The sequence below is a fragment of the Azoarcus sp. TTM-91 genome, from assembly GCF_012911025.1.
GTDB lineage: Bacteria > Pseudomonadota > Gammaproteobacteria > Burkholderiales > Rhodocyclaceae > Azoarcus.
Genome location: NZ_WUEI01000026.1, coordinates 1 through 23514, shown reverse-complemented (window position 1 = coordinate 23514; position 23514 = coordinate 1). Strand labels below are relative to the sequence as shown.

At 63.3% G+C, this 23514-nt stretch carries 18 protein-coding genes; 5 read left to right on the top strand and 13 right to left on the bottom strand.

Features of this window, described 5'->3' with window-relative positions; genetic code table 11:
* The first annotated feature begins 132 nt into the window (after positions 1-132).
* Complete coding sequence (locus GRF61_RS09920) at positions 133-1416, top strand: amidohydrolase family protein (protein WP_169150499.1); 1284 nt, start codon at positions 133-135, stop codon at positions 1414-1416.
* Between the two features lie 229 nt (positions 1417-1645).
* Positions 1646-2971: a DUF2325 domain-containing protein gene (locus tag GRF61_RS09915; protein WP_169150498.1), complete on the top strand. Its 1326-nt coding sequence runs from the start codon at positions 1646-1648 to the stop codon at positions 2969-2971.
* Between the two features lie 86 nt (positions 2972-3057).
* On the opposite strand, the gene GRF61_RS09910 is transcribed toward GRF61_RS09915, so the two are convergent.
* From GRF61_RS09910 to GRF61_RS09855, 13 genes are all read right to left on the bottom strand, one after another.
* Positions 3058-3636 (bottom strand): hypothetical protein, encoded by a 579-nt coding sequence (locus tag GRF61_RS09910; protein ID WP_169150497.1) that lies wholly within the window; start codon positions 3634-3636, stop codon positions 3058-3060.
* Between the two features lie 362 nt (positions 3637-3998).
* On the bottom strand, positions 3999-4376 hold the full coding sequence (locus tag GRF61_RS09905) for a hypothetical protein (RefSeq protein WP_169150496.1): 378 nt from the start codon (positions 4374-4376) through the stop codon (positions 3999-4001).
* Positions 4377-4381: 5 nt separating this feature from the next.
* On the bottom strand, positions 4382-5713 hold the full coding sequence (locus tag GRF61_RS09900; RefSeq protein ID WP_211165869.1) for a hypothetical protein: 1332 nt from the start codon (positions 5711-5713) through the stop codon (positions 4382-4384).
* 11 nt (positions 5714-5724) lie between these two features.
* Entirely contained in the window at positions 5725-7185 is a 1461-nt protein-coding gene (locus GRF61_RS09895; protein WP_169150495.1) for a hypothetical protein, read from the bottom strand.
* Between the two features lie 9 nt (positions 7186-7194).
* Entirely contained in the window at positions 7195-9756 is a 2562-nt protein-coding gene (gene tssI, locus GRF61_RS09890) for a type VI secretion system tip protein VgrG (protein WP_169150494.1), read from the bottom strand.
* Positions 9757-9850: 94 nt separating this feature from the next.
* Entirely contained in the window at positions 9851-10006 is a 156-nt protein-coding gene (locus GRF61_RS25025) for a hypothetical protein (RefSeq protein ID WP_282447172.1), read from the bottom strand.
* Between the two features lie 109 nt (positions 10007-10115).
* Positions 10116-10352 (bottom strand): type VI secretion system tube protein TssD, encoded by a 237-nt coding sequence (gene tssD, locus GRF61_RS25020; protein WP_282447171.1) that lies wholly within the window; start codon positions 10350-10352, stop codon positions 10116-10118.
* Positions 10353-10918: 566 nt separating this feature from the next.
* The gene (locus GRF61_RS09880) at positions 10919-11623 is read right to left on the bottom strand and encodes a TonB family protein (RefSeq protein ID WP_169150493.1); all 705 of its coding nucleotides are present in this window, start codon (positions 11621-11623) and stop codon (positions 10919-10921) included.
* Between the two features lie 137 nt (positions 11624-11760).
* On the bottom strand, positions 11761-12144 hold the full coding sequence (locus tag GRF61_RS09875; protein ID WP_133592405.1) for a biopolymer transporter ExbD: 384 nt from the start codon (positions 12142-12144) through the stop codon (positions 11761-11763).
* On the bottom strand, positions 12134-12565 hold the full coding sequence (exbB, locus tag GRF61_RS09870) for a TonB-system energizer ExbB (RefSeq protein WP_169150492.1): 432 nt from the start codon (positions 12563-12565) through the stop codon (positions 12134-12136). The genes GRF61_RS09875 and exbB overlap by 11 nt, the downstream gene beginning before the upstream one ends.
* A gap of 511 nt (positions 12566-13076) precedes the next feature.
* Positions 13077-13472 (bottom strand): hypothetical protein, encoded by a 396-nt coding sequence (locus GRF61_RS09865; RefSeq protein ID WP_169150491.1) that lies wholly within the window; start codon positions 13470-13472, stop codon positions 13077-13079.
* Positions 13473-13503: 31 nt separating this feature from the next.
* On the bottom strand, positions 13504-15216 hold the full coding sequence (locus tag GRF61_RS09860; protein ID WP_169150490.1) for a ShlB/FhaC/HecB family hemolysin secretion/activation protein: 1713 nt from the start codon (positions 15214-15216) through the stop codon (positions 13504-13506).
* 66 nt (positions 15217-15282) lie between these two features.
* Positions 15283-18510 (bottom strand): GLUG motif-containing protein, encoded by a 3228-nt coding sequence (locus GRF61_RS09855; RefSeq protein ID WP_169150489.1) that lies wholly within the window; start codon positions 18508-18510, stop codon positions 15283-15285.
* A 546-nt stretch (positions 18511-19056) separates the two neighbouring features.
* On the opposite strand from GRF61_RS09855, the gene GRF61_RS09850 reads away from it, so the two are divergent.
* The 3 genes from GRF61_RS09850 to GRF61_RS09840 all read left to right on the top strand — a co-directional run bounded on the left by GRF61_RS09850 (position 19057) and on the right by GRF61_RS09840 (position 23493).
* Positions 19057-20040, top strand: coding sequence for a substrate-binding domain-containing protein (locus tag GRF61_RS09850; RefSeq protein WP_169150488.1), 984 nt, complete (start codon positions 19057-19059; stop codon positions 20038-20040).
* A gap of 503 nt (positions 20041-20543) precedes the next feature.
* Entirely contained in the window at positions 20544-22241 is a 1698-nt protein-coding gene (locus tag GRF61_RS09845; RefSeq protein WP_169150487.1) for an ATPase, T2SS/T4P/T4SS family, read from the top strand.
* Positions 22234-23493, top strand: coding sequence for a type II secretion system F family protein (locus tag GRF61_RS09840; protein ID WP_169150486.1), 1260 nt, complete (start codon positions 22234-22236; stop codon positions 23491-23493). The genes GRF61_RS09845 and GRF61_RS09840 overlap by 8 nt, the downstream gene beginning before the upstream one ends.
* The last annotated feature ends 21 nt before the right edge of the window (positions 23494-23514 follow it).

The following is a 23514-nucleotide window of genomic DNA, read 5'->3' as shown; positions in this document are numbered from 1 at the left end:
TCCGAAAAGCCGGTGTCACCGCCGGCTGTCGCAAACAAACCGGGCAGCAACCGGCATTCCCGGGTTTGCACCACCCACCGCCTTCCGGTACAAGCGGAAAAATCCGCCACAGCGCACCTTCAGGGAGGCCCCATGCTCGATCTCGTCCTGCGCAACTGCACCTTGCCCGACGGCCGCCAGGGCCTGGACATCGGCATACGCGACGGCCGCATCGTCGCCGTCGAGCCGGTGCTGCCGGCGGTCGCCCACAGCGTGGTGGATGCCGCCGGCCAGCTCGTCACCCCGCCCTTCGTGGATGCCCACTTCCACATGGACGCCACCCTGTCCTACGGCCAGCCGCGGGTGAATCAGTCGGGCACGCTGCTGGAGGGCATCGCCCTGTGGGGCGAGCTGAAGCCGGAGCTGACACAGGAGGCCCTGGTGGAACGCGCGCTACGCTATTGCGACTGGGCGGTGGCCAAGGGCCTGCTGGCCATCCGCAGCCATGTGGACGTCTGCGACCCGCGCCTGCTGGCGGTGGAGGCCCTGCTGGAAGTGAAGGAAAAGGTGCAGCCCTGGCTGGACCTGCAGCTGGTCGCCTTTCCGCAGGACGGCGTGCTGCGCAGCCCCGGCGCGCTGGACAACCTCAAGCGCGCGCTGGACATGGGTGTGGACGTGGTCGGCGGCATCCCCCACTTCGAACGCACCATGGCGGACGGCGCGGAATCGGTGCGCATCCTGTGCGAGCTCGCCGCCGGGCGCGGCCTGCGGGTGGACATGCACTGCGACGAGTCGGACGACCCACTGTCCCGCCACATCGAGACGCTGGCCTTCCACGCCCACCGTCTCGGCCTGCACGGGCGCGTCACCGGCTCGCACCTCACGTCCATGCACTCCATGGACAACTACTACGTCTCCAAGCTGCTGCCGCTGATGCGCGAGGCCGGCGTCGCCGCCATCGCCAACCCGCTGATCAACATCACCCTGCAGGGCCGCCACGACAGCTACCCCAAGCGCCGCGGCATGACCCGCGTGCCGGAACTGCTGGCCGCCGGCATCCCGGTTGCCTTCGGCCACGACTGCGTGATGGACCCCTGGTACAGCCTGGGCAGCGGCGACATGCTGGAAGTGGCCCACATGGGCCTGCACGTCGCCCAGATGACCGGGCAAGACGCGATGCGCGCCTGTTTCCAGGCGGTCACCGCCACCCCGGCCGCCATCCTCGGACTGGAAGGCTACGGCCTGGAGCCGGGCTGCCGCGCCGACCTGGTGCTGCTGCAGGCGCGCGACCCGGTGGAAGCCATCCGCCTGCGCGCCACCCGGCTGGCGGTGATACGCAACGGCCACATCGTCGCCCGCACGCCGGCGACCACCGCCAGCCTGGACCTGCCAGGACGGCCGAAGAACGTGGACTGGCAGCTGCCGCCCCGCGCCTGAGCTTCTCTTCCGCCCAAGCAGAACCGGAGAGGCACCGGCCGCGACCCTCTCCGGTCAGGCTCATCGCCGCACGACCAATCGACCAATCGCCGGCACCGCCAGCGCGTGCCCCATATAGAGGAACGGGCTCCCCGTGCCGCAGCGCGACCCCGTTTCAGCAGCCGCCTTTCGCTGTATATTAGACTACATAAATAAATCGCTTCCAGCCGCTGCTCTTTCCGAGGCCGCCATGAGCCAGCCCGCCCACATCTTCCAGACCCAGGATCGCCCTGACGCCACTCCGTCCTCTTCATGGGCGCTGCGAGCGCTGCCCCGAGCCGGCAAGCCGCCCGCGCCGGTACCGGCCAAAGCCTTCCTGCCCCGCGGCGCCAAGCTGTACGAGCTGGACCCGCACCTGCACTGCTCCATCATCGGCACCTGCCTGAGCACCACGGCCCTGCGCAAACTGGTGCCCAAGTTCTGCGACCTGGACCGCGCCAAGGCCACCGACCTCGACATCCACCACATGGCGGTTCAACTGGCCACCGAAGGCGGCGACGGCGCCCGCGCGCTGCACAAGCTGCTGGACACGGTGTATGCGCCGGAGATCAAGCGCTTCCGCCGCTACGAAACCGAAGCCGAAGTGGAAGCCGCCTGGGCCGAATGCCTCAAGCACGGCGACGTGCCCGGCGCCTACTGGGCGCTGATGACGCACCCGGCCGCCAACCCCGGCCTGCGCCAGCACGCCTTCGGCGAAGTGCACATGCTGTCCCACCTGGTGGGCGCAGCGAACCGCGCCGACATCCGCCGCCTGCTGGCGCTGGAAGAAGAAAACGCCACCCTCAGGGACAAGGTGGACCGCCAGCAGCAACGCCTGCGCGAGCTCGGCACCGCCCAGGCCGCGCACGCCTTGCAGGAGCGCAGCAAGCCGGTGGAAACCTGCGCCGACGAGCGGGTGGAGGCACTGGAAAGCGCGCTGAAGGACAGCGAAATCGCCCTGCGGGCCAGCGAGCAGGCCAGCGCCCACCATGCCGGCCGGCTGGAGAAGGCGGAGGCCCGGCTGAAAGAAGCGGAAGACCGGGCCTCCACCCTGGAAGCCGCGCTGATCGAGGCGCATCGCCAGATCAACGCCCAGCAACAAGAGCTTGAGGCGGTGGAAACCCACCTCGCCGACACCTTCGCACCGCAGGCCGAGGCCGGAACCGCGCCCACCCCGCTGAAGGGCAAACGCATCGTCTACGTCGGTGGCCGGCCGCAGGCCGCGAACACCATACGCGCCCTGGTCGAAGCGGCTGGCGGCGAGCTGCTGCTTCACGACGGTGGCATCGAAGACCGCCGCGGCCTGCTCACCACCACCCTGGCCGGCGCCGACCTGGTCGTTTTTCCGGTGGATTGCATCTCCCACAACTCGGTGACGCTGCTCAAGCGTGGCTGCGAACGCTTCAACATCCCCTACCGCCCGCTGCGCAGCTCGGGCGTGGCGAGCTTCGCCGCCCTGGTCGCCGAAATCGCCGGCCCCGAAAACGTCCGAGCCCAGTGCGAAGCCGCATCGCGCATCTGTCTGCATCATGGCTAGGGCACGAACGGCCGCAGATTAAGGCCGTTTATTTAGCCGGTAGCTCCTTCATTGCTCGGGTAGAAACGCAATGAGCTGCCCAGCGCTCATTGCGTTCTGACCAGGAACCAGGTGACATCGCGGCCCTGCACCTTTGGCAGGGGCACACCATGCATGAAGGCCTGCTCACCGGTTGGCCAGTCCTCGCAACTCCATACGCCAGGGTAGGGGCAAGGCTGGCCGGAGGTGGCGCGCAAACCTGTTCCGGGCTGTTCGATCCACTGCCAGCGCAGCGGCTGGCCCTGGTAGGTGGGCAAGGCTTCACCTGCCTGGCCGGCGCGGAACTGAACGCTAGGGTTGTCTAGCGCCTGCCACAGCCCTGCGTGGGGCGCCGGTTCGCCGCTGTTGGCGAACGCGCTGGGGGTATCCGCCACTGGCGCGGGCAGGTCGACCGTGGCAGCGCTGGAGGATAAAACCGCCGGTGTGCCGTCCTGCTCTTCATCCCACAGCCACAGCACATGGCCCTTGGCGAGGCCGCGCGGCACTTCGGGGAAAATCTTGCCCTGCTGGAAGTGGCGGCGCGAATCGTGCTGAGCGAGGGTGAACCAGAAGCCGGCACGTGGGCAGGGCTGGTCGGCGTAGACAGGCGGCACGGGCAGGGGGCCAAGCCCTTCTTCGAAGGGCACGGTTTCGCCGGGTATACGTTCGACCAGAGTCCAGAGGGTTGGCTCTTGGGAGGCGTAGTTGAGGCCGCTTGGTCTCAGTCCCACACAGGCTTTGGGAGCGTTACGCGTATAAGTGGTGAAATGGTGGGAGGCAATCAGGAACTGTGCACTGGCGTCATGCACATCGGGCAGATAGACACCTGTTTGCGGAACCGGCTCTCCAGTACGGACCTGTACCTGGGGATTCAGGCGATAGCGTGGCCAGGCGGGAGGAGGGTCAAGGGGGCCGCGCTCTTCGCTGTATCCGGTGGCTAGAAAAGTTGTTACCCAATGCGCATGAGCGGTTGCCAGAATATTACTAGCGAAGTGCGAAGCCCGCCCGATCAGGCCCCAGTATCGTTCATCCGCACCAGGCTCCACTTCATCCAGCCAGCCGCTCCAATACTCCCGCTGTCCCCGCATACCGCCCTGAACGCCCACAGCCCAGAGTGATCGCCATGGGTCAGACTGATAAAGCCTCTGTTCACATAGACCATGGTATTACGGAAGTTCGGTAGTACCGTTTCGCCCCAGACAATATCCGGCTGCATCGGCAGGCCGCGCTTGCGGTAGTCCGCCGGTAACTGCCGCATGAAGCGTTGCAGGCAGTCTTCCACGTGCGCAAGCATTGCCGCCCAGGCGTCCTGCATCTGCTGGTAGTACTCCTTGGAACTGAAGCGTTCGAGCAGGTAGATTTCCTGGGGTCTCAAGGGCGTGGGCATCGTCGTCAACTTCCCCGCACCAGCTTCCAGGTTACGTTGCGCCCTTCCACTTGTGGCAGGGGCACACCATGCATGAAGGTCTGCTCACCGGTTGGCCAGTCCTCGCAACTCCATACGCCAGGGTAGGGGCAAGGCTGGCCGGAGGTGGCGCGCAAACCTGTTCCGGGCTGTTCGATCCACTGCCAGCGCAGCGGCTGGCCCTGGTAGGTGGGCAAGGCTTCGCCCGCCTGGCCGGCACGGAACTGAACGCTGGGGTTGTCTAGCGCCTGCCACAGCCCTGCGTGGGGCGCCGGTTCGCCGCTGTTGGCGAACGCGCTGGGGGTATCCGCCACTGGCGCGGGCAGGTCGACCGTGGCAGCGCTGGAGGATAAAACCGCCGGTGTGCCGTCCTGCTCTTCATCCCACAGCCACAGCACATGGCCCTTGGCGAGGCCGCGCGGCACTTCGGGGAAAATCTCGCCCTGCTGGAAGTGGCGGCGCGAATCGTGCTGAGCGAGGGTGAACCAGAAACCGGTACGTGGGCAGGGCTGGTCGGCGTAGACAGGCGGCACGGGCAGGGGGCCAAGCCCTTCTTCGAAGGGCACGGTTTCGCCGGGGATACGTTCGACCAGGGTCCAGAGGGTTGGCTGCTTGGAGGCACATTGAAAACCGCTAGGGCTCAAACCGACCCTGGCTTCAGGAGCATTGCGTGGATAGGTAGTGAAGTGTTGGGAGGCGATCAGGAACTGTGCACAGGCGTCATCCACATCCGGCAGATAGACACCTGTTTGTGGAACCGGCTCTCCCGTACGGACCTGTACCTGGGGATTCAGGCGATAGCGTGGCCAAGCGGTGGGGGGATCGAGTGGGCCTTGAGAAGACGGGCAGAAGTTTGTGGACAGTTCTCCCTTACTCCAATGCGCATGGGCAGTTGCCAAGATATTGCCGGCAAAATACGAAGCCCGCCCAATCAGGTCCCAATATCGGTCATCCGCACCGGCCTCCACCTCATCCAGCCAGCCGCTCCAGAACTCCCGCTGGCCTCGCATGTCACCTTCAACACCCACGGCCCCGAACAGCCCCGAGTGATCGCCATGGGTCAGGCTGATAAAGCCTCGGTCCACATAGATCATCGTTTCGCGGAAGTTCGGCAATACGGTGTCGCCCCAGACGATATCCGGTTGCATCGGCAGGCCGCGCTTGCGGTAGTCCGCCGGTAACTGCCGCATGAAGCGCTGCAGGCAGTCTTCCACGTGCGCAAGCATTGCTGCCCAGGCGTCCTGCATCTGCTGGTAGTACTCCTTGGAACTGAAGCGTTCGAGCAGGTAGATTTCCTGGGGTCTCAAAGGGGTCGGCATAAGGCATCCTTTCAGAGATCGAGTTTGGAGTCGGGCGGCAGGTTACGCCCATCGATATGGTTGGTCAGTTTGGGCAGGCCGAGGAATTCATCGCTCTCGCCGGGGAAGTCGCTGTAGCCCCACTGGGTGGGCCGGCGCCGGCTCAGGTGCTCTGGCTGCAACTGCCGGGGATCAAGGACGATCTGCGCGGCGCCGCCTTCAAGTACGTAGTTGGAGTTCTTGAGTTGCTGACTGGCAGCTGGCCCTTCCCAGGCATTCAGGCCCTTGCCCGGCGGCACGGTGTAGACGACATACTCGCCGTTGCGGTTCCAGTAGCGCCAGACAGCGAAGCGGCGACGCCAGTCGTCACGACCGCTCAGGGCGAGAAACTCAGCCTCGCGCATCCAGCAGATGCTGTTGTCGAAGGAGTTGGGCGCCACTACGCGGTACAACCTCTCACCGGGTTGCAGAGTCACCGGTAGGGCATCTTCGAAAGTCTTAAAGGCTTTTTCCAGTGGCTTGAGAGCTGCCTCGCTGATATCCGGCCAGCCGGGTTTCGATGGAGGGCGCCTCATCGCTTCGTGAACCAACTCCCCCGTCTTATCCACCCACTCCGGCTTGTTCCGCTCGAACTCCAGCGCATCGTCTTCCGCCTGCAGGCGTGGCGTCCCGTGGTGATTCCGGGCGTTCACCTGGGCCCGGTAGTTCATGTCCGCCTCGATATCCAGGCGGCGGGCCAGCCGCTCCAGCCAGTCGCGCACGGGGCCGAGCAGGCTTTCGAGCTTCTGGTTGGCCATGCGCCGTACGTTCAGCACGGACTCCAGCAACTGCCCGGCGCGGCTGGCCATGGCCGCGCTGCCCCAGCGCCGAACCAAGTCGAGCAGTTGGCGCAGGGCATCGATCAGTTCGTCGAAGACCCTCGTCAGTTCCGCCACCTTGAGCTGCGCGATCACTTCCCGCAGCTTGCCGGCCAGCCATTGATAGGGGTTCAGGATGTTCAGGGCGCGCAGGCTACTGCGGACCACGGGCGTCTGCAGGTGCTGGTTGAGCTTGCCGATACCGGCTTCGACGAAGGGCCGGCTGGCGTCCCAGAAACCTTCGGCCTTCAGCGCCGCGCCGGAGCGCACGGCGAACTTGCGCCCGTAGGCGAAGAGGATCTTGCAGCAGCCCTTGGCCAGCGAGCCGAGCACGGGAAACAGGCCGATCAGGGTCAGGACCAGGGCGATCCAGGCCCAGTGATTGCTGCTGTCGGCGTTGATCTTCCGGCAGTTGGCCACCAGGTCGCGCACATCGCACAACTGGTCGACGATGGGGATCATCGAGATCACCGTGCCGGTCACCACCTGGGCGGTACTCTGCTCTTCGGCGAAGTCCCCTTGCAGGACGATCCAGAGCCATTCGGCGGCGGCGCCCAGGTCCTGCCTGGCGCTACCGAGCCAGCGCGCGGGGGCGGCGGCGTACCAGGCCAATGCGTTTTCGAGTTCTTCCCACATAGGTCGTCCTTAACCCAGTTTGTTTCGGGCTGCGTCGATCAGGTGCCGCAGGGGTTCCCAGGTGGAATCCTCACGCGGTTCTAGGGGGGCGTATTCGACCTTGACGGCTTTCTCGGGCACATTTTCGTGGCGGGCGTACCCCTGGGCGTCGAGCTTCCCGGTGATGTTCTGGCCGTTCTCGAAAAGAATCCGGTATTCCTGCCCTGCGAACGGCTGGTCGTCGGCACCGCGGTGGTTGATCTCGATCCAGTTGCCGGCATCGCTTTTCGACCACCGAGGCAGGGGGAAGCTGGCGGAACCCGGCCCCACCAGGCTGTGCTTGCCCGCCTTGACGACAAAATCTCCCGGCATGCCCATCTCGATATTGCCGTCGGCGATCTTCACGTAGGCGCCGCCACACAGCAGGGTGATGTGCTGCTTTGCGGCGAATAGGACGTGCTGTTGGCTGGCACTGATCTCCACGCTTTGGTCGGCTTCCAGGCGTGCGCTGTTGTGCTGCGCCTGCAGGAGCAGTTCGCCCTGGTGAGCGATGTGGCGCATGTCGCCGCTCTGGGCAAAAGTGCCCAGGCCCTGGCCGGCGTTGAGCAGCAGTTGTTCGCCGGCAGTGAACTGCAGGTGCTGCTGGGCGGCGGCATCGATGTGTTCGCCGGCGCCCAGGGCGATGCTGCGCGGGCTGGCCAGGGCGATGCCTGCCGGCGCGGAGAGGGCGATGACCGGTTCATTGCCCTTGCCGCAGCCGTCGGCCTGGTCGTTGGCGCCGTGGCCCAGGTTGCGCACAGCCTCGGTCAGGTTTTCTTGCGGCTTGGCCTGGTGGGGTAGGCCCTGGTGTTCACCGGCGTAGTGGCCCAGGGTCCTGGCCAGTTCCAGCGCCGCCTCCAGGGTGCTGACCAGTTGAGCGCGGTCGAGCAGGCCGCCGTTGGCGCTGGCTTGTGCCTCGGTGCTGAGCAGCATGCCCTGCGCCGCACGCAAGGCGCCGTGCAGGTCGGTGCGCAGCTCGAAGCCTTCGCCGCGCGGCTGGCCGCCATCGGGCCGCGGGTGGGTGAGGTAGCCCAGGTGGAGATGGCTTTGGCCATGGTCGTTCATCAGCGCGGCGCTGATTTCGCGGGTGGTGTCGTCCAGGCGCAGTTCGCTGGCGCGCTGGCCCTTGTGCTCCTTGCTCTTGAGGGTGCTGAGCACCTGGTGCTTGGGCAGTTCGTAGGGTGGGCGGTTGCCCACCCGGTAGCTGCGGCCGGTGATCACCGGTTGGTCCGGGTCGCCATCGAGGAAAGCGACTATGACCTCCTGGCCGATGCGCGGCAGGGTGATTTGCCCCCAGCCGCTGCCGGCCCAGCCGTGCAGCGGGCGAATCCAGCAGGAGCTGTGTTCGTTGTGCGCGCCTTCGCGGTCCCAGGGGAACTGCACGCGCACGCGGCCGAACTCATCGACGTGGAACTCTTCGCCCTCGGGGCCGACGACGGTGGCCACTTGCGGGCCCGGGATGAGCGGGCGGGGCCGCGGCGCGGGGCGCCATTCGATGCGGTCGGGCACCAGCTGGGCGGTGTACTGGTAGTGGGTGCCGCTCTGCGCCCCGGCGCTCTCTTCGGCCTGGCTGGTGTGCTGGCGGCCTTCATGGCGGATGTGCACCGGACGCCAGCCGCGGTTCCAGTCCTGGCGGGGATGGCCGATGAGGTCAAAGGCCAGGCCGGGGACCAGGCGCGGGTCGTCGCCTTCGACCGTGGCGGTCTGCGCCTGGCCGCGCAGGCCGCGCAGGCGGTCGCGGGTGAAGGCTTCGCCAGACGGGTCCTTGTAGCGCCCCGGGTAACGGTAGTCCTCGTAGTCCCGCTCGGCCGCGACCGGCCGCTCAGCCATGGCGCTGCGCTGCTGGTCGTACTGCGGGTGTTTGAAGGTGTAGTCGCGCTGGGTCTGGCGGGTGGTGCGCACGTGCTCGGCGTAGGTGAAGGTGCGCAAGGCCGGCTCGGGCCGGTCGCCGCCGGGGGTGGGGTTGTAGCGCACCGGGCCGCCGGCGATGGCGCCCTGGATGTGGAGGCGGTCGCTGTGAATGAGAGTGCAGCCGTCGGGGCGGTGGTCGAAGCGGTGGAAGAGGCCTTCCTCGGCGGCCAGGCGCAGGAGGAAGTCCAGGTCGGTGTCGCCAGCCTGGACGCAGTACTCGCGGGTGAGGTGTTGTTCGGTGAGGTTCTGTTGGTACGGGGCGATGCCGTGCCCGGCGAGCAGCTGGTTCAGAATTTCCGGCACGGTTTTTTGCTGGAAGATGCGCCAGTCGGCGCATAGCTCGAGCCGCGCCAGGGGCGGTTCGACCAGGGCACGGTAGCGGGTGCGGCGGAAGCCGGTGGTGCCTTGCTCGAAGTGGCTGACCTTGCCGTGGACATGGCGCACGGGGTGTTCGCCGTGCCAGAGGATGAAGTGGGCGGGGGCGTCGAGGACCTTGGCGAAGTCGATGGCCGGGTCGTGGCTGGCCAGCTCCAGCGCCAGTTGGCAGCCCTCGGAGAGGCCCTCGTCGAGGGTGAACTCGATGACGTCGAACTCGATCTCGCCCACAGTAAAGGTGAAGCGCAGGTGGGATTGGCTGGGCATTAGGTGCTCCTTTCAGGCCGGGGCAATCCCCTGCGGCAGATCAGCGCGATACGGCCGGCAACCCGGGCTGCCAGCCGCAAAGCAGGGGCCGGAATCAGGTTTCCCGCGGCTTGCGCCAGTCGTCCGAGGCCTCGGTGCCGGCAATGGCGTGAGTCCAGGTGATCTTGCGGTAGCCCATGGAGACATCGACCAGTTGCGTGCACTCGGCTTTGTTGAAGTCTTGGGCGTGCGGCAGTGCCGTCGATGACAACGCTGGTGGCGTCTTCCAGATGGGGGGAAGAAGAGCTCCTGCTTGCCTTCGGTGGAAGTGCGGTACCACTTCACTTCGACCTTGGGCAGCATTTCACCGAGGCCAGGGCCTAGTACATCAGCGGCGTGGTGTTGTTCAGCGCGCAGGTGAGGACGAAGGGTTCATGCACACGCGGGCCCGACGGCTGACCGCTCTGCGGGTCGGTCGGGGTGGCGATGCGGTGCTTGATTTCCTCGACCAGGATTCCATCTTCATGCCCTTCGACGGAGGCCTTGCCCACGGCGTCGGAGGTGAAGGCACCCTGGGAGATGTTGCCTTGGATGCCGATGTACGCGGGAGTTGGCATGGTGCTCTGTTCTTGATGGTTAAGACGAAAGGGCCGGCATAGCTTGGTTGCCAAAGTGCCGGCGAGCAGCTATGCAAATCGCATGACAAGCGAGATTGCTGTTCAAAAAGTGGCCTTATTACATTGGCTTGGATGAGGTGTTCCCGTCACGCTCTGGGGTAAGCGCTCTGATTTTTCACACAAGTGCATTGCGACATTGAAAATCGAGCAAGCTCTCGCCCGCCGTTTCGCAATCAATTGATATGCATAAAGAAAAAATGGGCAAGTTCTTGCTCTGCCGAGCAAGAACTTGCCCATTTGCTTTGCATGAATGCGTGAGCAGCTTTCTATGAGAGCGAACTCCCCATCAATACGGGTACTGATGGATTGCTTTTTCTATAGCGGCTGCAGGCCAGACAGGTGGACTCGCTGTACGCGAGGGGAAAGGGGGAAAGCAGCGCGGCAGGGCAATCAACTTGCCTGGGTTGTCCCGACGCTTCCCAGCCAGGGACCACCCGCAGCCGGGAGAAATGCCCGACCTTCCCACCCCCATCGCGCAGGCAGAAATACACACACCAGCGCCACCCTCAACTTCCGCTGAAGGTCACCGGCACCACCACCACCCGCTGGCGATCCGGCCTGGGCAGGGGCAGGCTGGCCTGAACCGAGCGCAGGGCACTGTCATCCAGCTCCGGGTAGCCGCTGCTGCGCATCACCACCAGCGACCCCGGCAGCAGATCGCCGCTTTCGGTCACGGTGAAGCGCACCGCCGCGGTCCCGACATAGCCCCTCGCCCGCAGGGCCTGCGGATACACCAGCTTTTCACGGATGGCCTTGGCCAGGCTGCTGACGTACATGCGCAGCAGGTCTGCCTCGGTCGGCTGGCGCTGCAGGGTCTGCTGGACGCGGTTTTCTTCCGCGCCAGCGTGCTGTGGGGCCACCTGCTGGCGGGCCTCAGTCACCTGCTCCTGCGGCTCTTCTTCCGGCTTGTCCTCGGGCTTGGCTACCGTCACCGGGCTGGGCGCCTCCTGCACATGGCGCACCGGTTCGCGCTTCATCACCGGCTTGGGTGGCATGGGTGCGGGCGGCGTGGGCGCAGCCTCCTGGGGCGGCTGGGTGGTCTTTGCGCCGGCCTGCTGTTCCTGCTCCTGCCGGTTGCTCACCATGCCGAACAGCTCGACCACGAGCTGGTCGCGCTGGGGCTGCGGCTTCACCAGGAACCAGCCCGGCGCCAGGAAAAGAAATATCACTGCCGCATGCAGCAGTACCGACCATGCAAAGCCGTCGAGCATGCCGAACTCGCTCTTTCCCGTCCTGCCCGCGGGCCTTACCAGCTTCAGACTGCTCGGGCGGGCGGGTACGGCCTGCGGCGTTGCCATGCGCTCTGCTTCACTTTGCTGGCGCAGAGCCAGCGCTGCGCGACCCGTGCTCATGATCGTCCCACCTCCGTCTGGACCGCCACCTTGGCAAAACCCAGTTGCTTGAGCACATCCGCCACGTCGATGAAGCGTTGCAGTTGCACCGCCTTGTCCGCACGAAGCACGAAGGGCGTGTCCTTGGCCACCGCGCCCAGGCGGCTCTTCAGCAAGTCGGTGCTGACCGCCTCGCCGCCGAGGTAAATGGTGCCGGCTGCGTCGATCTCTATCGTCTCGGTCTTGCTGGTGTCCTGCTCGCTGGCGCTGGCCTGGGGCAGGTTCACCGGGATGCGGCCGCTGGCGATAAAGGTGGATGTCGTCAGCACGATGGTGAGCAGCACCAGCATGATGTCGATGAAGGGGATCATGTTCATGCTCTCGAAGGGCTTATCGTCCATTGGCGATCTCCCACTCCAGCATCATCACCTTGGCCTTGCGCAGCAGGCTGTTGTAAAGCACCACCGCCACCAGCGCCACACCCAGGCCCACGGCCGTCGCCTTCAGCGCCAGCGCCAGGCCGACCATGATCTGCGCGGTGTCGATGCTGGCGTCCTGGCCCATCCTGTAGAACGTGAGCATGATGCCGAACACCGTGCCGAGCAGGCCGAGGTAGGGCGCGTTGCTCGCTACCGAGGCGATGACGAAGAGCTTGCGCGACAGCATCAGTTCCAGCGACTTGATGTCGTTCACCGCCTTCAGGTCGAGGCGGCGATAGAAGGCCAAACGCTCCATCCCGATCGCCACGATCACCACGCTCAGCACCACCAGCAGCCCGATCACGCCATAGTCGATCGCCGCGGACAGCCACTCCATCTTCATGTCGCCAACTCCTTGCAGAAATAGGGAAAACCGATGACTCGCATCGCTCCGCACACTCAGGAGCGCAGGCTTATCTATATACGATGCGATATAGCAAGAAGAGTTGAGGCAATCGGCATGCCAGCCTGCCCCGGCGCCGCCGCTCACCTCGGGAATAACCACAGATCCCACAGCACCGCGACTTCTTGTTACGAGGCAAGACTTGACAGCGGCACTGCCCCTGGCCCGATCTGCCTGAAGTACGACATAAATATTGTCGACTACATAACGATGTTGGAATCCGGACAGGACAGATTGGCGCCCGGCATGAACCGCCTTTTCTGGTCGTCCTTTTGCCTCACCGCGTCACGATCGGGCGGCACCACGGAGCGGCGGCTCGCGAGGCCCGCGCTCAACCCGGCAGCAGGGTCGCTAGATGGAGGCGCGTCAGGCGCAGCGCCGGCATCGCAGGCGGACGGCTCCCTTGGCCGAGCGCCGGAGAGGGCCCGGTCTCGATGGAAAGCAGTTCGAATCACCGCACCCGCGCAGCCCGAAGGCCCGCGCACTGCCCGCCGCCGTCCGCATGCTCGATGATGATGGCGCAATCGATGGCCAGTTTTTCCCGCATCAGCTGCTGCCACTTCATCATCGCGGACCTGGCGGATACCTGCTTCTTGTCCACCAGCGGCGCGATCCGGGCGAGTTCGTCGTACATCTCCCCCACCTCCTTCTCGCGCCGGAAAACCTGGATCTCGAAGGGCATCACATGCTCACGGCGGCAAGCCACGAAGCGGGAGAACCAGGCATCCGGCTGCAGCACCTGCTCCATGCGGGCGTTGTCGTGGCACCACTTTGTTGCCCGCACGAATTGCTCGGCGGTGTACTCGGTGTTCACCGTGTTTGCGCAGCCCGCGGCGAGCAGCAGCAAGGCGCCCGCTCCCGCCGTCCTCGGCCAGAACCTAGAACGCAAGGCCAACCTGCAGCAGTACGCGGGTCTTGTCGTCCTCCTCGACCACGCCGGGACGCGGCCCCACCTTGCGCGCCACCTGGATACTGCCCATCAGCGCCTTGTAGCCAACGTAATACGCCACGCCAACGTCCGACAGGCGCACGCCATTGGTCGTGGTGTAGTCGGCGTTCTGCAGATGGATACGGCCGGTATCGGTGAAGAGCCCAAGCGAATGATTCAGCCCGGCAACCTCAGGCAGCACGTAACGCAGCTCGGCATTGGCCAGGTAGCCGTTGTCGCCCAGCACCACCTCGCGGTACGCCTTCACCCCGTTGGTGCCGGAGATGCTCATCTGCTCGGAGCCATCCAGGTTCTTGCCCATCAGCGCTTTCTGACCGCTCAGCACCACCGAGAGGCTGAACTGCTCGCTCAGGGCGAGGCTGCCGGTGAAGCTCAGGTTCAGCCGCCCGTAGTCGCCGCCGGTATTCGCGCCGGCTTTGTTGAGGGCTTCTTCGTCTGCGTTCAACAGTTCAAGGTGGCCATAGGTCAGGCCCAAGTTGAAACCGCTGTAGCTGGAATAGCCAAGGAGGCTACCCCAGCTTTCATACTGCGCCCCCAACGTGCCCACCTTGCTCTTGCGGCTGTTGCTCGTATCGGTCGCCTCGATCTCGTCCCGCATGCGCCGGGCGGCAAGGTTCAGGTTGAGATAAAGGTTGCGATCCCGGCTGCGGATCAGCGGATAGCTCAGCGTTCCCTCTATTGAATAAGCATCGCCGGTCGCGTCCAGATCCTTGTATTCCTTGCCCAGCTCATAGGTGGTCTTGGACGCCGCGATCTCGCCACGCAGGCCGTTGGCCTCGAGCGGAAAACCATACGCCAATCGGCCATTCGCCAAGCCTTCGCCCTCGGAAGCCATCCCCGACAGCGAGAGACGGTCGCCAATCCCCAGCGGCGAATTCAGATCCACCCCGGCGCGCAGGCGATTGCGACCGGTGTAGCGCGATCCCTGGTTGTCCGCCATCGCATAAGCGCCAAAGCGCTTGCCGGCGTCCACCTCCACCTCGAGGTCGGAACTCCCCTGCCGCTCGCCCGGCGAAATGGCCATCCGCGGCATCTCCGCGCCCGGCATGTCGCCGACGATGAGCATCGCCCGCTCCAGCGTCTCCCGCGACACCGCCGCATCCGCCTCCAGCGGCGCCAACGCGCCCTTCAACAGGCCATCACCCACCAGCGAGCGATTGCGCAACGACACCTTGCCGTACTTGCCCACCAGCAACCGGATGGTCAGCGTCCCATCCCGCGCATCCTGCCGCGGCACATAAGCACGCGCCACCGGATAACCCCGGCTGCGGTAAAGCGCGGTAATCCGCCCCGCCGCTTCCTCGATATCCATCATGTTCAGGGCACGCCCCCGGTAAGACGCCACCCGCTCCTGCAATTCCTCTTCGGAAATGAAATCCGCGCCTTCGAAGCGGAAGGCTTGAACCATCAGTGTTTCGCTAGATTGCAGGCGTAGGGGGGCTTCATCTTGCTGGATGATTACCGGGGCGGGGGCTTGTTGCGGTGCCAGCGGGCGCGGGGGTTGAGTTTCCTTGATGGCTTCGCCGATGCCCGGGGGGACTACCGCTTGGGCCAGAACCAACCCAGGCAAGGAATGAAAGATGGCAATACAGAGAACAGCCAAATAGCGGCAATTGGAAACATTCTTCGTTTTCTTATTCATGATTATTCGATATGAAATGGAGCATATAGGTCTTGCCGAGTTTGCGGAAAAAGAAACGGGGGCCGCTCAATCGCTACCACTCCCTTCCTCCTCTAACTCAAAGCTAACTCCATCCACTTCGATACGTCTGATTCCAGCGGAGAAGTCAGAGGTATCCGCATAAACCAGATTGCTATCGAGCTTCGCCCCGGGGGACACAGCCAAGTCTGGCACCTGCTGTTGCGGACGCGCTCCTTGGCGCATGGACTCGGAACTGACGGCACTGCCAAGCTGAGCCCCCGCCTCGCTTCTGGCCTGCAACTCTGCTGCAGCCTCAGCCCTGGCCTTTGCTTCTGCCGCCGCCTTAGCTGCAGCTTCAGTGCGGGCAGCCAGCACTTGGTCGATGGTCCCATCCAGGTAATGCTCCAGATCCGCGAACTGTTCTTCGCCCAACCCCACACTGCCATCAATACCAGTGAAATACTCGGAATTACCCACCCCAACCAGGCCATCACTCGCCCGAAAATAACTATTGACGATGTCCACTCCACTCGCGACCTGACCAACAATCCCCCCGACATATTGGGAGCCGCTAACCGTCCCGGAGAAGGAAGAATCACTGACTGTTCCATTCAGCATGATTCCAACCAAACCGCCTACGCCGTTAACCCCACGGATATTCCCGGAGGCGGAGGACGAAGACACGTTCACGCCAGAAAGCCACCCTGCAAGCCCTCCAACATAACTACCCCCGGGAGCAATGACATTTCCATAGGAGCTGGACTTGTAGATCCGGCTTCCGCTGCCCGCCTGGTAGAAGCCGACCAGACCACCTGCATATCCGTTGTATTGATTGGCGAAAGAGACGTTTCCGTAGGCCTTGGAATACTCGATGTCGAACTTCACGCCCTCATCCATGTAAATGATGCCGACCAGCCCGCCGATGCCATGCTCTGTATCGATGCTGGACCCGTATGTACCGACGACATCGCCTTTCGCATAGCTGTTCGAGATCACTCCGTATGCAGAACCTTCTATACGACCGACAAGCCCCCCGAGGTTATAACCTCCCCTCACGCCTCCTACGGCAAATGAATTTTTTATATAAGACTCATATCCAGAGAACGTGGAGAACGACCCCACCAGCCCACCTAGACTATAGGTTCCCGGGCTGCCGTCGATATCGGCTGAAGCGTATGAACTCTCTACGACGCTCCCCAAGACATCCCCAACCAGACCGCCGGTGCTGAAGCCTATGTTTTCAAGATTCGCTACGGCATGAGAATTCGCTACCTTGGTGTATTGTGCATAACCAACCAGGCCGCCGACATAGCCAGAGCCATTTCCAGTGATATTCACCTCGGAGTAGGCGTAGCTCAATCCTCCACGTGTCAATCTGCCAATTAGTCCGCCGAGATACGAAGTACCTTGAATAGTTCCTGAGCTATATACATTCGTCATGACACTATCCAATGCATAGCCAGTCAGAGCTCCGACATATCTCTTGCCGTATATATTTGCATTGACCACGCCCAGATCTCGGACAGTCCCGAGGTTGATGTAACCGAACAAGCCTATATAGTCTGTGGCGCTAGCCGATATCGTCAGATTGCTGACTTCATGTCCAAGACCAGCGAGCGTCCCGGCGAATGACGTACTCGATTTCGTCGAAATCAGCGATTTGAGGAAGGTATATCCCTGAGCATCGATATCTTGTGCCAGAGCGTAATGTCCGTCCTTCTTCTTTTCCGTGCCACTGCCCGTAACCGCGTTATATTCGTCAATAGCATCAAGCTCTGCGATGTTATGAATCAGCGTGTAGCTGTTACCATTGATCATCAGGCCGGCATTCGCACCGCTCAGGGTGATACTGGCGTATTCGGCCCCTTCCGGCGCACTGTTGGCAACGAGATTGCCGTCGGCATCCGTCGTCGTGCCGCTGTAACTCGCGCTGGTGAGAATGTGGTAATCCCCGCCGTAATTCATCTCCAATACGGCATTGCTGCCGCTAAGCGTGATGTCGGCATTGACGTTGATGTCCTCACCTGCTGTGAGAGTAAGGCTGGCTGAGTTGCCGGCCGTGCTAATAGCCGCATTAACGCCAACATCGCTGCTCGCCTCAAGTGTGAGCTTGGCATCACTACTCCAGGTCACCACATCATTCACATTCAAAGCTCCATTTGAGCCAGAGCCCGAAGTAGAGTTGATCCGGATATTCGTGGTGTTCGCGTCTAAGAGACTGGAGAGCCGGGCGCCCGTTATGTCCCCGCCACTGGCTGCGACGGTGTATCCATCGCTGCCGATCACCCATTCACCATTTGTTCCACTATTAGCCTTGGTCGTGATGGCGGCACTACCCGAGATCTTGACTTTCTTGCCGCTGGTTTCGATGGTGCCGCCATCGCCGTCGGTAGGCGCTGACGCATCGAGGGTGCCGTCAATATTGGCGGTACCACCATATGCATTGACAACAATCTCACCTCGGGTCAGATCGCCCAGCGTGCGCGCCTGCACGATACCGCTGTTGTTGACCTGACTGCCCAGCACTTCATTGGCAGCCTTGGCGGTCAAGAAGACCTTGCCGCCATCGGCGTAAATCGCTTGCTTGTTCTCGACCAGCGCATTCAGCGCGCCTTCGTCCAGCGTCACCAACAACAGGGAGTCGCCGTTGAAGTTCAGCGTGATCTTCTCGCCGGCGGCCAAGGCAACCGTGCCCTTGGTCGCGGTAATCACGCCCTGGTTGGAAACAGTATCGCCCAGTAGGGCGATGTAGCCGCCCTCATCCGCGGTCAGCGTGCCGAGGTTGATGACGGAGGCACCGCTGCCATTCCCTTGGAACACATAATTTCCCTGCTCGAAATCGGCATCGCTCAGGTTCAACGTGCTCGCAACCAGGCCGGCGGTATTGACCGAACTGCCCTGGGTGAACAGAACGCCGTTGGAGTTAATCAGGAAGATACGGCCGTTGGCGTTGAGCGCGCCTTCGATGACGCTGCGTTCGTTGCCCACAACCCGGTTGAGGGTGATGGCAGCCGCGTTGGGCTGGTTGAAGCTTACCGTTTCGGTGGGCGCGATACTGAAGCCCTGCCAGTTGATGGCTGCTTTCTGCGAACTCTGGGTGACGGACGTCAGATTGCCGGACTGAACGATGGATGCACTACCGCTGGTTACGACACCTCCGGTGGGCGCAGCTTGGGCGAACAGGGGGCACAGCAAAGAGGAGATGGCAAGACCCAACGCACGAGGGCGAAAACCTCGCTGGCGAGGGCTATTTCTATGACATCCCTCATAGGGTCTGGAGATAATGGAGCGCATTGCATGTTCCTTAAGTATATAAGGAAAACCATCACAACGTTCCACGCCTCAGTGATGGTAGACCAAAGAGATATCCCTACGAGTAATGCACACAGCAAATTTAATGCCATAGCGTTTCTCATGGACTTATCGAGCATCATTTTCCAACCGTAGAGCCGCAGGCAACGCCTGGACATTATCTATATTTTCGAAGTTATTGACATCGTTGAAAATTACATATTAATCATTTAAAAACATTAACATAGAAAATAATTACATTTTCTCAAATATTATGTTGTCAACAATACAGTAAAAGGCATTTTTGACAGACAACCTACAAAAACCTCTCGACCTGCTTCGTCAAATCTGTTGGTATGCCTAAGTGTCATCAAGAAATGACGAATGGCTCACAATTTGCTAACTGAATACCGCCATCCGAGGCAGTTCATCGCCTATCGATATATAGGTAAATATATCGAAAGATGGCGGCAACTACCGCTTCACTTTTATTGCTTTGCCGTACCGCCAGGAAATTCATCCTGAGGACGGTTTTTTCGAGGAATAGGAATGATGTCGAACCAGAATCTGAAGAAAGAGAACCCGACCAAGAATTTCCTGCCCCATCTCGCTGCGCTGGGCATTGCCTTCGCCACTGGTAATTGCTGGGCTATCGCCGGCTGCACGAACGTCAGCAACGCTTCCCCTGCTCCGGCAGCTGCGACAACCATCGTGGTCGCATCGAACTTCTACGGACCTGCGCAGGACCTCGTCTCAAGCTTCCTGGCGACCTTGCTGCCGACCACGAAAACGATACGCGTCTGCCACGACTCCACCGCCACCATCTACGGCGAGATCACCGGCACGCCTGCGTACCCTTACACCCTTTTCCTCGCCGCTAACGCCACCACCCCGACGTCCTTGCAAGGCACCAGCTACGTGCAGTCTGGAGCGACGGCCTTCAGGTACGCCTATGGCATTCCCGTGCTGTATACAAACTCTGACATCACCGGTCTCACTAAGGATGACCTTATCGAAGATGGCATCAGTTCCCTGGACTCCACCGCCACTGCCGACGGCTACGCCGACTATGTCCGAGTCAACGAAAGCAACGTCGACAGCCTCGGCATCGGAAACGTACCTGGAGCGCCCTATGGGGTTGCAGCGCGAACCATCCTTACGGCGATGAAGCAATGGCTAGCCTCTCCGTATGGTAGTGGCACTGCGCCTACCAACGGTGGAACCGGCGGCGCTTGCACGTCGGGAGACCTCTGCATGTACAACAACATCGACTACACCCTCCAGGCCATTGAGAATGGCGATGTCACGGCAGGTTTCGTCTCCTGGGGCCAGGTCTGCGCCGAGAACAGCAACTGGTACGTGACCTTCTCCGACTACCCGCTGGATCAGAAGGGCATTCTCTTGAATGTCGATGGCAACCCCGCCACGACTTCAGCCGCAGAGCAGTTGGCAGCCGATCTCAAGACGTACATGAATCTCGGCAGCGCGGGTTGGAACACGTGGCTCAACAACAGGTGCTACGGCAGCATCTAAGGTCTGTGTGACGCAGACCGCCCAGCTTTAGCTGGGCGGTCTGCCTTATAGGCATATGTCCTGTCATTTTTAGGATCTCTCGAACGCGCCATAGCCACCTACTAGGCATAGCCTCCTCGCTCGACCTCTGACATCGGGCGCACATCTTTGCATAACCTCCTACCTCTTCGCGCCCCGGCACCTTGATGGAATATCAAGGTAAGTACATGCGACATCCACCAAATCTAGCTGCTCTGTAACGAGCAGGAGTCCTGTCTTCCCGCCCGCCTTCCAATCCATAAATATGTACTTAAGTAAACAATAAATGGATCGGATTGTTGTACATCCAACACTGACGATGGCGCTTGGCCTCAGTGCTATATCGCTTATTTATGATGGGTTTTTCCCCTACTTCTGCTGGCTCGCTACTTGCCTAGCGCTGACTACCCCTCCCGTTATTGATTTCCTGCCTATATATCGTGCAGCCCCTCACAGTGCTTTCACCGAAAGACGCAGCCCCTGCGATGTCCGCAGCGCGCCCCAGGCTGGGCGAATTGCTCGTACGGGCGGCCCGCCTCTCGCCGCGGGATCTGGAGCAGGCACTGGCGGCGCAGCAGGAAATCGGCGACCTGATCGGCCGGGTGCTGGTTCGCCTCGGGCTGGTGTCGGAGGCCGAGGTGGGGCGGGCGCTGGCGGAGCAGCTGGGTATGCCGCTGGTGGCAGCGGCCGATTTCCCCGAGCTGCCGGTGGAGGTGGCCGGGCTGTCGCCGGATTACCTGATCGCGCATGCGGTACTGCCGCTGCAGGTGGCCGATGGCCGGCTGCTGGCGGCGATGGCGACGCCGCAGGACGGTTTCCTGCTGAAGGCGCTGGGGCTGGCGACCGGGTTGAAGGTGGCGCCACGACTGGCGCTGGAGTCGGAGCTGCAGGCGACGCTGGAACGGCTCTACCTGGAGCCGGACGAGGCGGAGGAAGGCGGCGATAGCCTGCTCGCCGCGGACACTGGCGACAGCGAGTTCGTCGAGCATCTGAAGGATCTCGCCAGCGAGGCGCCGGTGATCCGGCTGGTGAATCAGATCATCTCGCGGGTGATAGACCTGCGTGCCTCGGACATCCATATAGAACCCTTCGAGGACGGCCTGCACATTCGCTACCGGGTGGACGGCGTGCTGCAGGAGGGCGAGCTGGCGGAGCTGTCGCTGGCGGCGGCCGTCACCTCGCGGATCAAGCTGCTCGCCCACCTCAACATCGCCGAGCGCCGCCTGCCGCAGGACGGCCGCATCAAGAACCGGGTGAAGGGCCACGAGCTGGATCTGCGGGTTTCCACCCTGCCGACGGTGCATGGCGAGAGCGTGGTGATGCGGGTGCTGGATCGCGCCAGCATCCGGCTGAACCTGGAGGACATGGGCTTCTCGGCCGACACGCTGGCGCGCTACCGCGAGCTGATCGCCCGGCCGCACGGCATCCTGCTGGTGACCGGCCCCACCGGCTCGGGCAAGACCACCACGCTGTATGCCTCGCTGGCCAAGCTGGATGCGGCCGCGCTGAAGATACTCACCGTGGAGGACCCGGTGGAGTACCAACTGGGCGGCATCAACCAGGTGCAGGTGCAGGCGCAGATCGGCATGAGCTTCTCCCACGCGCTGCGCTCCATCCTGCGGCAGGACCCGGACATCATCATGATCGGCGAGATGCGGGACACCGAGACGGCGCAGATCGCGGTGCAGTCGGCGCTCACCGGCCACCTGGTGCTGTCCACCCTGCACACCAACACCGCCGCCGGCGCCATCGTGCGGCTGGAGGACATGGGGGTGGAGCGCTACCTCATCACCTCCTCGGTGAATGGCGTGCTGGCGCAGCGATTGGTGCGCCGGCTCTGTTCCGCCTGCAAGGCGCCGGCCGAGCTGTCGGCGGAGATCGTGGAGCGCGCCGGGCTGGCGCGCTTCCTGCCCGCCGGCAGCCGCCAGGTCTACGCCGCCCGCGGCTGCCCGGAATGCAAGCACAGTGGCTACCGCGGCCGCAGCGCCATCCATGAACTCTTCACCATGGATGCCGCCGCCCACCAGGCCATCCTCGCCGGCGCCGACGCCACCAGCCTGCACGCCGCCGCCCGCCGCAGCGGCATGATCACCTTGTATGAGGATGGCCTGCGCAAGGTGGCCCAGGGCGAAACCTCGCTGGACGAAGTGCTGCGCGTTACCCAGGACCAGAGCGATGCCTGACTTCGCCTATCGCGCCGCCGCCGGAGATGGCCAGCTGCGCAGCGGCACGCTGGAGGCCGCCAGCAGCGAAGCCGCCATCCGCCAGCTGCAGGCGCGCGGGCTGACGCCGCTGCAGGTGGAGGCGGGCCGGGGCAGCGCCGCACCATCCATGGCTGTCGATCAGGCTGTGCCCGGCCACAAGGCGGCCTTCGCCGGCGGCTTCCTGGCCAGGGACAAGGGTCCCGGCGCGGCGGACGTCCATGCCTTCACCAGCGAACTGGCGGTCATGCTGCGCGCCGGACTGCCGCTGGACCGCGCCCTGCGCGTGCTGCAGGGCATGGCCACCAAACCCTCGGTCGCCGCGCTGCTGGACGAGGTGCTGAAGGCGGTGAAGTCGGGCAAGGGCCTGTCCCAGGCACTGCAGCCCTATCTGCCGCTGTTCGGTGAGTTCTACGTCAACATGCTGCGCGCCGGCGAGGCGGGCGGCCAGCTGGCCGAGGTGCTGGCGCGGCTGGCGGAGCACCTGGAGCGGGTGAAGGCGCTGCGGGAATCGGTGATCTCGGCGCTCACCTACCCGGCCATCCTGGTGGTGGTGGCGGCGATCTCCGTTTTCCTGATGCTGGGCTTCGTCGTGCCGCAGTTCGAGAGCCTGTTCGACGACATGGGCGACGCCCTGCCGCTGCCCACCCGCCTCATCGTCGTCGCCGGTCACCTGGTGGCGGACTGGGGCTGGCTGATGGCACTGGCCGCCGCCGTCTTCACCTGGGCGCTGCGCCGCTGGCTGGCCACGCCGGCCGGCCGCGACTGGCGCGACGGCCGCCTGCTCGCCATGCCGGTGCTGGGCGGCGTGGTGCGCAAGTACGAGGTCACCCGCTTCGCCCGCGGCATGGGCACCTTGCTGGGCAATGGCGTACCCATCGTGCAGGCGCTGCGCATCGCCGCCGACACCATGTCCAACCAGCGCCTGCGCGCCGCGCTGGCCGGCGTCGCCCCGGCGATCAAGCAGGGCGGCCGGCTGGCGGATGCGCTGCAAGGCAGCGCGCTGTTCTCGCCGCTGGCGCTGAACATGGTGCGGCTGGGCGAGGAAACCGGCCGGCTGGACGCCATGCTGCTGGAGCTGGCCCGCGTCACCGATGGCGAGGTGCAGGCCGGCATCAAGCGCACGCTGACCCTGCTGGAGCCGCTGCTCATCCTGCTGCTGGGCGCGGTCATCGCCGCCATCATCGTTTCCATCCTGCTCGGCATCCTGTCGGTGAACGAGCTGGCGAACTGAGTCCCTCCCATTCCCCTAACC

Bases quoted from the DNA above. Each gene is read 5' to 3' on its own strand.
- GRF61_RS09920 (WP_169150499.1), top strand. From the start codon at position 133: ATGCTCGATCTCGTCCTGCGCAACTGCACCTTGCCCGACGGCCGCCAG.
- GRF61_RS09915 (WP_169150498.1), top strand. From the start codon at position 1,646: ATGAGCCAGCCCGCCCACATCTTCCAGACCCAGGATCGCCCTGACGCC.
- GRF61_RS09905 (WP_169150496.1), bottom strand. From the start codon at position 4,376: ATGCCCACGCCCTTGAGACCCCAGGAAATCTACCTGCTCGAACGCTTC.
- GRF61_RS09900 (WP_211165869.1), bottom strand. From the start codon at position 5,713: ATGCCGACCCCTTTGAGACCCCAGGAAATCTACCTGCTCGAACGCTTC.
- GRF61_RS09895 (WP_169150495.1), bottom strand. From the start codon at position 7,185: ATGTGGGAAGAACTCGAAAACGCATTGGCCTGGTACGCCGCCGCCCCC.
- tssI (WP_169150494.1), bottom strand. From the start codon at position 9,756: ATGCCCAGCCAATCCCACCTGCGCTTCACCTTTACTGTGGGCGAGATC.
- tssD (WP_282447171.1), bottom strand. From the start codon at position 10,352: ATGCCAACTCCCGCGTACATCGGCATCCAAGGCAACATCTCCCAGGGT.
- GRF61_RS09880 (WP_169150493.1), bottom strand. From the start codon at position 11,623: ATGCTCGACGGCTTTGCATGGTCGGTACTGCTGCATGCGGCAGTGATA.
- GRF61_RS09875 (WP_133592405.1), bottom strand. From the start codon at position 12,144: ATGGACGATAAGCCCTTCGAGAGCATGAACATGATCCCCTTCATCGAC.
- exbB (WP_169150492.1), bottom strand. From the start codon at position 12,565: ATGAAGATGGAGTGGCTGTCCGCGGCGATCGACTATGGCGTGATCGGG.
- GRF61_RS09860 (WP_169150490.1), bottom strand. From the start codon at position 15,216: ATGAATAAGAAAACGAAGAATGTTTCCAATTGCCGCTATTTGGCTGTT.
- GRF61_RS09855 (WP_169150489.1), bottom strand. From the start codon at position 18,510: ATGCGCTCCATTATCTCCAGACCCTATGAGGGATGTCATAGAAATAGC.
- GRF61_RS09850 (WP_169150488.1), top strand. From the start codon at position 19,057: ATGATGTCGAACCAGAATCTGAAGAAAGAGAACCCGACCAAGAATTTC.
- GRF61_RS09845 (WP_169150487.1), top strand. From the start codon at position 20,544: ATGTCCGCAGCGCGCCCCAGGCTGGGCGAATTGCTCGTACGGGCGGCC.
- GRF61_RS09840 (WP_169150486.1), top strand. From the start codon at position 22,234: ATGCCTGACTTCGCCTATCGCGCCGCCGCCGGAGATGGCCAGCTGCGC.